Source organism: Sphingomonas sp. 2R-10 (genome assembly GCF_030062225.1).
GTDB lineage: Bacteria > Pseudomonadota > Alphaproteobacteria > Sphingomonadales > Sphingomonadaceae > Sphingomonas.
In genome coordinates, this window is the sequence record NZ_JASCXF010000066.1 from 1 (window position 1) to 11434 (window position 11434).

The window sequence follows — 11434 nt, forward strand, 5'->3', positions numbered from 1 at the left end:
GCCCCCGCCCGACCCGCGACGGAGGATACCGCAGAGATCGTCGTGCTCGGCAACCGGCGCACCGGCGAGGATGCGACCCTCTCCTCCGATCACGCCACCCACAGCCTGTCGCAGTCCAGCCGCTCGATCGAACGCGACCTGCTGACCGCCGCCGGGGCCTATCGCCTGTCCGACGCGCTCGAACTGGTCAGCGGGGTCAGCAACCAGAATAATCGCGGCGGGGTGATGGACAATTTCGCCATTCGCGGCTTTCTCGGCACGCCGGACGGGGGCGCCGAATATTATGTCGACGGCTTCCTCGCCAATCGCGGCATGGGCCCGCCGCGCGATCCGGCGACGACCGAACGGATCGAGTTGCTGAAGGGCCCGGCCGGCGCGCTGTTCGGCGATATCGATCCCGCCGGCCGCGTGAACATCGTCAGCAAGACGCCCGATTTCACGCCGTCGGCCTATGCGACCTTCACCTACGGATCGTTCGATACCCGCCGGGTGGAGGTCGATGCGACCGGCCCGATCACCGCCAGGCTGGCGGCGCGGATCGTCGTCGCGGCCGAGGATTCGGACGGCTGGCGAGATTTCGTGACGCTGGAGCGGCAGGTGGTGGCGCCATCGCTCACCTGGCGTCCGTCCGATGCCGTGCGCCTGACCTATATCGGGGAAATCACGCGCTTCGACACGCTGTTCGACCGCGGCATCCCGGCGATCCGGGGCGATGCCAATGCGGTGCGGCGCTCGGCCTATTTCGGTGAACCCAATGACGGGCTGACCCGGTTCCGCAACCAGCGCCACCAGCTGACCGGGCTGGTGGATCTCGGCAACGACTGGATCGTCAACGGCGGCGTGGCGTGGCGGACGGGAACGCTGAAGGGGCTGTCATCCGACCAGTCGCGGCTGGTCGACGACCGCACGCTGTGGCGCCAGCGCCGTTCGCGCGATTTCGAGGTCGACGACCTGTCGGCCCGCCTCGAACTGTCGGGCCGCGTCGGCGACCACCGGCCGAGCTTCGGGATGAAAGGCTATGTCCTCGACTATGCCGAGCGCTGGATGCGGCGCAATCCGGGCAACCCGGCGACCGGGGGCAATCCGTACGCGATCGACGTGTTCGCGCCCGTCTATGGCCAGCGGCCGCCGACGCTGCTGCCCTTCACCAACAATCGGGAAAAGCGCTGGGTCGGCACGCTGTATGCGCAGGATATGTGGGAGGCGACCGATCGCCTGACGCTGTCGGGCGGCATCCGCTTCGATGCCTATCGCCAGCGCATCCTGAACAACAATACCGGTCGGATCGGACGCACCGTCGACCAGCCATTCCACTTCCGCCTCGGCGCCAGGTATCAGGCGACCGACGCCATCGCCGTCCATGCCAACTGGGGCGAGAATTTCGTGCTCAATTCGGGCACCGATCGCGTCGGACAGGGCTTCGCGCCGGAAAGCGGCAAGGGGTACGAGGTCGGCATCGCCGGGCGCTGGCCGGGGATCGACGTGGCCGCGACCTGGTTCGACATCCGCAAGCAGGGCATCCTGACCAACGATCCGGTCGATTCCAACTTCCTCGCCCCCGTCGGCAGCCTGCGAAGCCGCGGTATCGAATTCGACGGATCGGTGCGCATCGCGCCGCACTGGCAGCTGGTCGGCAATTACGCGTGGACGCGCGCGCGGGTCGACGACGCCGCCTTTCCCACCGACCGTGCGCTCAACGTCCCCGATCACAGCGGGACGATCTTCGCGCTCGGCCGCTTCCTCGACGATACGGGCCGCGGCGTGTCGGTCAGCGCCGGCGTGAGCTATGTCGGCGACCGTGCCGGGTCGATCGAGCGGGATTATGTCGTGCTGCCGTCCTATGTGAAGGCGAAGGCGGCGGTCGAATACGCCCTGTCGCCGCGCCTGACGCTGCGCGCCGAGGCCGACAACCTGTTCGACGAACGCTATGCGCAAAGCTCGTACAGCCGGGTATGGATCTTCCCCGGCCAGCCGCGAACGGTGCGCGTGTCGGTGCGGCTGGCGTCCTGATCCGCGACGGCCGGCGTCAGCCCGCCGCGTGCTGTTCCGTGTCCGAACCGTTCGCCGCGGCGCTGCGCCGGATCGCTTCGGACAGCGCCGCCGGGGCGCTGGGCTTGGGACAGACCATCGCCTGCGGATAGCGTTCGCGCAGCGCCTCGTCATCGGCATGGCCCGAATGGAAGATCAACGGCACGCCCGCGGCATGAAGCTGGTCGGCCGCCGGAAAGACCGTGCCGTCGGCCAGCCGCACGTCGAGCACCGCGGCGGCGAATGCCGCGCCGTGCCGCGCGACCGCCGCCTGCGCCTCGACCAGCGTCATGCACGGCCCCTCGACCTCGAAGCCGGCAGCCTCGATCGTCGCCTGCACGTCCAGCGCGATGAACAGCTCGTCCTCGACGAGCAGGACCGGATTAGTCATGCAGGATGACGCTGGCCGGCAGGCGGACCTCCAGATGGAGGTGCCCGTCTGCATCCGTGCCGGTCAATACGCCACGCAGTTGTCGGACACTGGTTTCCACCAGCACCGATCCGAAACCCCGCTTGCCCGGTTCCCGGTCATGCATCGCGCCCGCATCCTCGGTCCATGTCAGTACGATCCCGTCATCCCCGACCTGCCACTGTACGTGCAGGACCCGTTCGCCACCGCTGCCCAGCACCCCGTATTTGACCGAATTGGTCGCCCATTCGTGGAGGATGAGCGCAAGGGGCGACAGACAGCTTCGATCGAGTGCAACGACCGGACCGTCGATTTCGATCCGCGCATGGTCGCGATACGGCGCCAGCGTCGTCGCGACGATGTCGTCCAGCCCCACCGCATGCGGCCGCCCCGCCGGCGACGCCAGCGAATGCGCGCTGCCAAGCGCCGCGATGCGGTTCCGCAGGTCGTCGGCGAAGCTGCGCACGTCGTCATGGCTGCGCGCGGCGATGGTCATCATGCCCGCGATCACCGCGAACAGGTTCTTCACCCGGTGGTTCATCTCGCGCAGCATCAGCTCGCGCGTTTCGGCCAGCGCATATTCGGGGGTGACGTCGATCGACACGCCGACCAGCCGCTGCGGCGCCGACCCGGCGATCGCCCGGCCGAACCCCTTGACCCAGCGGACCCCGCCATCGCTGCGACGCAGGCGGAACGTCGCCTCGAAATCGCCGCTGCGCTCGATCGCGCGGCGCAGCGATGCCTCGACCTTCGGCAGGTCGTCGGGGTCGATGCGGTTGAGCAGCACGTCGATCCCGGCCTTCGCATCGCCGTCGACCTCGAACAGCTGGCGTTCGACCGGATCGAGCGTCAGGTCGCCATTCTCCGGGCAATATTCCCACACCCCGATGCCTGCCGCCTTGATCGCCAGGTCGAGCCGCTCGCGCTCGGCGGCCAGCTGCCGCTCCAGCGCCAGCGCGTCGGTGATCTCGGTCAGCACCAGCGTGGTGCCGTCCACCCGCCCGGTCTGCGTGCGATACGGCAGCACCCGCATCGAAAAGACGTGCTGGCCATCGATCGTCCGTACCCGCCGCTGGATCGGCGACGCCCCCGCCGCCACGGCGCGCGCATCGTCGAGATGCGTCGAATCCTGCAACCGGCTGGCGACATCGGTCAGCGGCCGGCCGCGATCGGCGGGTTTCAGCGGGAAGATGCGGGTCGCCGAATCGGTATAGCTGCGCACCTTCATGTCGGCGTCGAGCACGACGACCGCCAGCTCGGTCGATTCGTAGAAATTGCGCAGGTCGGAATTGGCGACGGTCAGCTGGTCGACCTTGCTTTTCAGCTCGTCATTGACCGTCGACAGCTCCTCGTTGGTCGACTGAAGCTCCTCGTTCATCGACATCATTTCTTCGTTGGAGCTCTTGAGCTCCTCGTTCGCCGTCTCCAGTTCCTCGATCGCGGCGCGCAACCGGTGGCGCGTCAGGCGCAGTTCGTCCTCCAGCGCCTCCAGATGATCGTCACCGGATTCGAGGTCGAGCGACTCGCCATGGTCCGACGGCACGAACGGCCCGGTATCGCGGAACACGAACAGCAGCGTACCGTCGCCCAGCGGGTCGCAGATCACCTCGACCGGTTGCGTGCCATGGTCGGTCTCGACCGAAACGTCGCGCGCGACCACCCGGCGGCGTTCGTCGCGCGCCTGCCGCAGCAAGGGGCCGACGACGTTGCGCAGGCCCGGTCGCGCCAGGTTCACCGCGCTGCTGCCACCGGTGCGCGTCACCGGAAATTCGAAATAGCGGCTGAGCTTGCCGAACGCGGAGATGATGCCCCCGTCCTGATCGACGATCAGGCTGGGCGGGGCATAGCGCTCGACCATCCGGCGGGTGGCCAGCCCTTCGCTCGACAGCGCCGAACCCGCGCCGCGCGTGTCGGGCTCGCGCCGCACGACCGGCTGGCGCTGGTTGCCCGGCAGGTCGATGGGATAGCTGGGCGCGCCCTGCGTGCGTTCGAACAGCCGCGCCTGCTGGTCGACGGCCATGAACAGATGCTCGAACCGCCCGACGCTTTCCGACGATCCGAGGAACAGGTAACCGCCCGGACGCAGCGCATAATGGAACAGCGGCAGCACCGCTTGCTGCAACCGGTCGTCGAAATAGATCAGCAGGTTGCGGCACGACACCAGGTCGATGCGCGAAAACGGCGGGTCCTTGACCACGCTGTGGCTGGAAAAGCGGATCATGTCGCGGATCGACGCGGCGATGGTGAATCGTTCCGCGTGCGGCACGGTATAGCGTTCGCGCAGATGCGGCGGCATGTCGGCCATCGCCGCCGCGGGATAGCTGCCCTCCCGCGCGATCGACAGCATCTGTTCGTCGATGTCGGTCGCAAAGATCTGCACGGCCAGCGGCGATCCCGACTTGCGCGCCGCCTCGGCGAACAGCATGGCGATGGTATAGGCCTCCTCGCCGCTCGAACAGCCGGCGACCCACACCCGGATATCCTCGTCCGCGCTGCGATCGGCCATCAGCGGCTCGACCACGCGGGTGCGCAGCACCTCGAACGCATCGGCGTCGCGGAAAAAGCGGGTCACGTTTATCAGCAGGTCGCGGAACAGCGCCTCGCATTCGGCGGCATCGCTGCGGATGCGGCCCAGATAGGCGCGCCCGGTATCGATGCCCAGCACGTGCATCCGCCGTTCGACCCGGCGGACCAGCGTCGAGCGCTTGTAGCCTGAAAAATCGTGGCCGATCGCGTTGCGCAGCACCCGGCACATCTCGTCGACATGGTCGGCGACGACGTTCGCCTCGGGCTCGATCGGGTCGGTGCCGCGCCGCTCGAAGAACGCCTGGAGGCAGGGCAGGATGTCGCCCGGCGGCTTGACGAAATCGGTCATGCCGGTGCCGACCGCCGACAGCGGCATGCCGTCGTAGCGCGCGCTTTCGGGCTGTTGCACGACGCACAGGCCGCCATGTTCCTTGATCGCGCGCAGGCCGGTCGTGCCGTCGGCGCCGGTGCCCGACAGGATGACGCAGGCGGCGTTCGATTGCTGGTCGCCGGCAAGCGAGACGAAGAAATCGTCGATCGGCCGGCGCAGCCCGCGCGGCTGTTCGAAATCGGTCAGTTCCAGCACGCCGTCGCGGATCGCCAGGCCACGGCCGGGCGGGATGATGTAGACGGTGTCGGGCCGGATCCGCTCGCCGCCCGCGCTTTGCAGCACCTCCAGCACGGTGTTGCGGTCGAGCAGCTGCGCCAGCATGCTTTCGTGATTGGGGTCGAGGTGCTGGACCACGACGAACGCCAGTCCGGTCGGCAGGCTGGCCGGCGCCAGCATCTCGCGCAGCGCCTCCAGCCCGCCGGCCGACGCGCCGATACCGACGATCGGCACGGCGTCGGCGACGGCTTCCCGGGTGCCGTCGGACGTCGGCTTCACGACGTCATGCACCGGGCGCGGACTCGAGATCGGCAAGCATCATCTTCGCCTGTGCCACGATCGCGGCGCTGTTGGCGATGGTCATCAGCGTACCTTCCACCACGATCCCGGCATCGCCCGCGATCGGGACCAGCCGGCCCAGCGTCGCCGTCAGCAGGTCGTCGTAATCGGCCAGCAGGTCGGGCTGCGACCGGCTGACGTCGAACTGCGATGCGAAGAAATAGCGCGTCTCCCCGTCGATCGACCGCAGCCGCGAGATGTAGAGCAGGTTGACGAACGGCGTCCCGTCCTTGCGGAAATTGACGATCGGCGTCCGGACATTCGCCTGCCCGTCACGTTCGATGAATTCGCGCAGTCGCGCGCGCGGTTCGACATTCGCCGCATCCCGTTGCAGCATCCGGCAATTGCGGCCCAGCACGTCCTCGGGCCGGTATCCGGTCAGCGTGCAGAACGGTTCGCTGACCAGCAGCAGGTGGTTGTCGCCCCCGGCCGTCGCCAGCGCCAGCGCGACCCGCGATTGCAGGAAATAATCGGTCAGGGGGGAAGGCAGTTCGGGCGACACGCAAATTCCGATCCAGCTACGAACCGTTCGATTAGCCGCAAAGCACGGCGGAGGACAGTCCGGCCGTGCGCAATATGGGACAGTCATGGTGGCGGGTGCAGGCAGGCCGGGAAGCGACGGGTCAGGACGGAACCGACGTTTCCGCAACGCCCATGGCCCGCCCGGAACGACTGAATGTCAGCCCCGATCCAGCGTACCCCCGCGCAGGCGGGGGTCCAGAGCCAGGCAAAACAACCGCTTGCCCCTTGGCCCCCGGAATTTGATCCATCCCTGTTGAAACGGGCGTCATCCCAGCGAAGGCTGGGATCTCCCGGTGATAGCGCGCAGCAGCAGGGGCCGATGGAGACCCCAGCCTTCGCTGGGGTGACGTTTCCAGTCGGATGGATCAAACTCCAGGGCCGATCGACGTTTCCGCGCGTATCATCACCCCGGGGGTTGACCGAGACCTCTGCGAAAGTCTCGAACAGAGCTAACGCCTCGCCGTACCCCGGCGAAGGCCGGGGTCCAGTTGGCAAGGCCTTTCCGTATCTTGCCAATGCCCCCCAACTGGGCCCCGGCCTTCGCCGGGGTAGAGCCTGACGACCTCAGGTAGAACCGTTTGTGCTGAGTAGGGACTGAGCTTGTCGAAGGCCCGTATCGAAGCATCACCACAGTCCTTCGATACGCCGCTTCGACAGGCTCAGCGGCTACTCAGGACGAACGGTTCCGTTCAAGATCATCCGGCTATAGGGATCGAGGGCTTTTGCAGAGGTCTCGATCAGGTCCGGGGTGGCGGAAGCGGATGGTCCGCCCGGAACGACTGAATGTCAGCCCCGATCCAGCGTACCCCCGCCCCAAACGTAACATTTCCCTCGAAAACCCGTTTGCGCTACAGGTGGCACGTCATTGTATGTCGCAGGTGCGGGAAGCCGGTCTCCGCCCGACGAGGTGTTTCTTGCAGGATCGATCCGTTTCGATGTCCGACCTCCGTATCGTCGATACGCTTCGTACGACGCCCGCCCCCGTCGCCGTCCATGCGTTCCTGTCGGGCGGTGGCGACTGTGCCGCGCTGATCGCCGCGCTGGACTGGGACGCCACGCCGCTCGGCCCGATCGAGGGGTGGCCGCAGAGCCTGCGCACCGCCACCGCGCTGCTGCTGCGCTCGCCGGTCCCGATCGTGATGCTGTGGGGCGCCGATGGCGTCATGCTCTACAACGACGCCTATTCGCATTTCGCGGGCAAGCGGCATCCGCAGCTGCTCGGTTCGAAGGTCCGCGAGGGCTGGCCCGAGGTCGCCGACTTCAACGATCACGTCATGCGCATCGGCCTTGCCGGCGGAACGCTGCGCTACAGCGATCAGGAGCTGACGCTGCACCGCAACGGCCGGCCCGAACAGGTGTGGATGAACCTCGACTATTCGCCGGTGCTCGACGAACGGGGCGATCCGGCGGGCGTGGTCTGCATCCTCGCGGAGACGACCGAGCGGGTGGCGAATGCTCGGCGCACGCAGTTCCTGTTGACGCTGTCCGACGCGCTGCGTCCGCTGACCACCCGCGACGCGATCATGATGGTCGCGGCCGAGCGGCTGGGTGAATGGATCGATGCCAGCCGAGTGTTCTACGCCGAGATCGGCGGCGGCATGATGACCGTCGATTTCGATCATTGCCGCGGCGTGCCCTCGTTGAAGGGAATCCATTCGCTCGAGGCGTTCGGCCCCGACCTGCTCGACGCCTATCGTTCCGGCGTACCGATCGTCTTGGCTGACGTGGCGCATGACGCGCGGCTGAACGAAGAAGCACGCGCCGGGCTCGCCGATCGCCGGGTCGGCGCGTTCATCGACGTGCTGCTGTTCGACGAAACCGAATGGGTCGGGGTGCTTGCGGTACAATCCGCCACCGCGCGCGGCTGGACCGCGGCCGAGGAGAGTCTGGTCCAGGAGGTCGGAGAGCGCGTGAAGAGCGCGGTGGAGCGGGCGCGGGCCGAGGAGGAACTGCTCCGGCTGAACGAGACGCTGGAGGAACAGGTGGCGGTCCGCTCGGCCGAGCGCGACCGGCTGTGGAACCTGTCGCAGGACATGCTGGCGCGCGCCAGCTATGACGGGATGATGTCGGCGGTCAGCCCGGCGTGGTCGCGGGTATTGGGGTGGAGCGAGATCGAGCTGCTGACGCGCGGCTATGCCAGCTTCATGCACCTCGAGGACCAGCCGCACACGATGCTGGCGATCGCGCAGATGGCGCAGACGCACCGTCCCACGCGCTTCGAGAACCGCATCGCCACGCGCAGCGGCGAATGGAAGCATATCGAGTGGACCGTCGCCCCGGAGGCCGATGGCACGAACTTCGTCGCGGTCGGCCGCGACCTGAGCGAGGCGAAGGCGCGCGAGGCCGATCTGGAGATCGCGCGCGACGCGCTGCGCCAGAGCCAGAAGATGGAGGCGATGGGCAGCCTGACCGGTGGCGTCGCACACGACTTCAACAACCTGCTGACCCCGATCATCGGTTCGCTCGACCTGCTGGTGCGAAAGAGCATCGGCACCGAGCGCGAACAGCGGTTGATCGCGGGGGCGCTGCAATCGGCGGAGCGCGCCAGGATGCTGGTCCAGCGGCTGCTGGCCTTCGCCCGGCGCCAGCCGCTGCAACCGACCGCGGTCGATGTCGCGCGGGTGATCGACAGCATGGCCGGGCTGATCGAATCGACTCTCGGCCCGACGATCGCGGTGCGGGTCGAACTGGACGAACTGGCCCCGGCGCGTGCCGACCTCAACCAGCTCGAAATGGCGCTGCTGAACCTTGCGGTGAACGCGCGCGACGCGATGCCCGACGGCGGTACGCTGACCATCGCCGCGTGTCGCCGCAGCGTCGCGGCGAACGGTCCTGCCGACCTCTCGCCCGGGCATTACATCCGGCTGAGCGTCGGCGACACCGGCTGCGGCATGGACCCCGCTACGCTGCGCCGCGCGATCGAACCGTTCTTCTCGACCAAAGGCGTGGGCAAGGGCACGGGCCTCGGCCTGTCGATGGTCCATGGCCTGACCGCGCAGCTGGGCGGCGGGCTGACGATCGAGAGCGCGGCCGGGGTCGGCACCACCATCTGCCTGTGGCTGCCGGTCAGCGCCGCGACGCCGGCCGACGAGGATCGCCCGCTCGAACTGTCGGTGATCCCGGCGCAGCTCGGCACCGCGCTGCTGATCGACGACGAGGATCTGGTGCGGATGAGCACCGCGCACATGCTCGCCGACCTCGGCTATCACGTGGTCGAGGCGGCATCGGCGGAGGAGGCGCTGCGGTCGATGGCGGACGGGCTGGTCCCCGACGTGCTCGTGACCGACCACCTGATGCCGGGGATGAGCGGCGCCGATCTGGCCCAGCTGCTGCGGGTCAGCCATCCGGGCCTGCCGGTGCTGATCGTGTCGGGCTATGCCGACGAAGCGGGGATCGACGCCGATATCCCGCGCCTGACCAAGCCGTTCCGCCATGCCGAGCTGGAAATCAGCCTTGCGGCGCTGATGCCGGTCGTGACGATCATCGGCGAGGTGCCGGACGCGTGACGACATAGGCGGCGCAGGCCGCCATCGCCGCCGCCACGACCAGCGCCGGCGCGACGCCGGGCCGCGCGCCCCACAGGAACAGGCCGTATCCCGCGGCGATGCCGCTGCACGCCATGACCTTGGCCCGCCGCCCGATCGCCCCGTCCCGCCGCCACGCGACCAGCGTCGGCCCGAACCGCGGATGGTTGAACATCCGTCGCTCCAACCGCGGCGCCCCCCGCCCAAAACACCCCGCGGCGAGGATCAGGAAGATCGTCGTCGGCATCACCGGCAGCAGCGCGCCGATGACGCCGAGCCCGACGAAGAACCAGCCGAGCGCGATCCATCCCCAGCGCACGAAACGGCCCCCGAGCGGGCTGGGCGAAAGGGACGGCGACATCGGGCGACCATATCGCCTTCGCCGCGAAGCCGATACCGCTTCGCGAGCGCTATTTCGCCTTGCGCTGCGCCGCCAGATCCCGGTCGAAATCGGCGCGATATCCGGCGACCAGCCGGGGCAGCAACGTGCGGTCGACAAAGGCGTCGCGCTGCCCAGCCCGCCGCCGCGCGCCGCGTTCCACGACGTCCGCCGCTTCGGGATGGCTGGTCAGCACGATGTCTGCCTGCATCGCCGCCAGCCTGGCGAAGGTCGCCCGAAAATCCCCGGCGATCCCCGGATAGGCACGATTGCCGATCAGCCGGTTCCCGGCGACGCTGATGCTGCATGGAAACAATATCCGGCGCGCCGTGCCCCGGTCGGGTGCGGTCATGCTCCAGCTGGTGCAGCCCGGCGTGTGGCCCGGTGTCAGGTGCGCGGTCAGTGCGACATCGCCCAGCCGCACGACCTCGCCGTCGCGAATCACCCGGTCGACCTTGACCGGCGGATAGCGGCGGGGCGTGTAGTCGACATCGCCGCGACTGGTGCCATGTTCCAGCGCCCAGCGATCGCCGGCGCTCGCAACGAAGCGCGCGCCGGTATCGCGCTTGATCCGCGCCAATGCCCCGACATGATCGTCATGCGCATGGTTGCTGACGATCAGCTTCACCCGCGACAGCGGCACGCCGACCCGACGGATGCTGCGTTCGATCAGCGCGGCGTTGCGGTCCTGCGTGCCGTCGAGCAGGATCGCCCCCTCGGACGACACGATCAGATAGGCCGACAGCCCCTGCGTCCCGACGTAAAACACGTTGTCGGTGATGCGGAACGGCTCGACCGGCGTGCTCCATGCGGGCGGATCGGCGGCGATCGCCGGGGTAGCCGCTACCGCAAGCGCGATCGCCGCGCATCGCTTCAAGATCGATCGATACTGCATGTCCGTCCCTTTCGTCATGATCGGCGACAGCATTGACGCGCAAACGGCGCCCGGACAAAGGATCATCTCTCGGTCCGATCCTTAGAGCCCGACTCATAATTCGAGCTTTGCGATACGGCGGGTCATTCGCCTGATGGATGCGATGATGAGCCATGCTTCTGACGAGGCGATGGAAGCCTCCCAGTCCTTGGCGAGGCGTCGGCAT

7 protein-coding genes and 1 pseudogene are annotated in these 11434 nt (G+C 67.9%); 2 read left to right on the plus strand and 6 right to left on the minus strand.

All coding sequences use genetic code 11. The features are described 5' to 3' along the window. The coding region (locus tag QLH51_RS19330) for a TonB-dependent siderophore receptor (RefSeq protein ID WP_283514667.1) at positions 1–2010 on the plus strand (2010 nt) is incomplete at its 5' end. 16 nt (positions 2011–2026) lie between these two features. Here QLH51_RS19330 and QLH51_RS19335 read toward each other — a convergent pair. The 3 genes from QLH51_RS19335 to QLH51_RS19345 are packed head-to-tail and all read right to left on the minus strand — an operon-like array spanning position 2027 to position 6411. Beyond that, positions 2027–2419: a response regulator gene (locus tag QLH51_RS19335; RefSeq protein ID WP_125662606.1), complete on the minus strand. Its 393-nt coding sequence runs from the start codon at positions 2417–2419 to the stop codon at positions 2027–2029. Then, positions 2412–5861, minus strand: coding sequence for a CheR family methyltransferase (locus QLH51_RS19340; RefSeq protein WP_283514668.1), 3450 nt, complete (start codon positions 5859–5861; stop codon positions 2412–2414). Before QLH51_RS19340 ends, QLH51_RS19335 begins: the two co-directional genes overlap by 8 nt. Next, entirely contained in the window at positions 5854–6411 is a 558-nt protein-coding gene (locus QLH51_RS19345) for a PAS domain-containing protein (protein ID WP_206429318.1), read from the minus strand. Before QLH51_RS19345 ends, QLH51_RS19340 begins: the two co-directional genes overlap by 8 nt. A gap of 955 nt (positions 6412–7366) precedes the next feature. Between QLH51_RS19345 and QLH51_RS19350 the strand changes: the two genes are divergently transcribed. Continuing rightward, positions 7367–9937, plus strand: a complete 2571-nt coding sequence (locus QLH51_RS19350; protein ID WP_125662611.1) for a GAF domain-containing hybrid sensor histidine kinase/response regulator — start codon at positions 7367–7369, stop codon at positions 9935–9937. Here the strand turns inward: QLH51_RS19350 and QLH51_RS19355 are convergent. From QLH51_RS19355 to QLH51_RS19365, 3 genes and pseudogenes are all read right to left on the minus strand, one after another. Next, the gene (locus tag QLH51_RS19355; RefSeq protein WP_125662615.1) at positions 9912–10316 is read right to left on the minus strand and encodes a YbaN family protein; all 405 of its coding nucleotides are present in this window, start codon (positions 10314–10316) and stop codon (positions 9912–9914) included. The two genes, QLH51_RS19350 and QLH51_RS19355, sit on opposite strands and share 26 nt — an antisense overlap. Positions 10317–10365: 49 nt before the next feature. Then, positions 10366–11211: a subclass B3 metallo-beta-lactamase gene (gene bla, locus QLH51_RS19360; protein WP_206429319.1), complete on the minus strand. Its 846-nt coding sequence runs from the start codon at positions 11209–11211 to the stop codon at positions 10366–10368. A 111-nt stretch (positions 11212–11322) separates the two neighbouring features. After that, positions 11323–11434 (minus strand): annotated as a pseudogene (locus QLH51_RS19365) (IS5/IS1182 family transposase); the annotation flags it as partial.

Excerpts from the sequence above, each read along its gene's own strand:
- QLH51_RS19335 (WP_125662606.1), bottom strand. The coding sequence starts at position 2,419 with ATGACTAATCCGGTCCTGCTCGTCGAGGACGAGCTGTTCATCGCGCTG.
- QLH51_RS19350 (WP_125662611.1), top strand. The coding sequence starts at position 7,367 with ATGTCCGACCTCCGTATCGTCGATACGCTTCGTACGACGCCCGCCCCC.
- QLH51_RS19355 (WP_125662615.1), bottom strand. The coding sequence starts at position 10,316 with ATGTCGCCGTCCCTTTCGCCCAGCCCGCTCGGGGGCCGTTTCGTGCGC.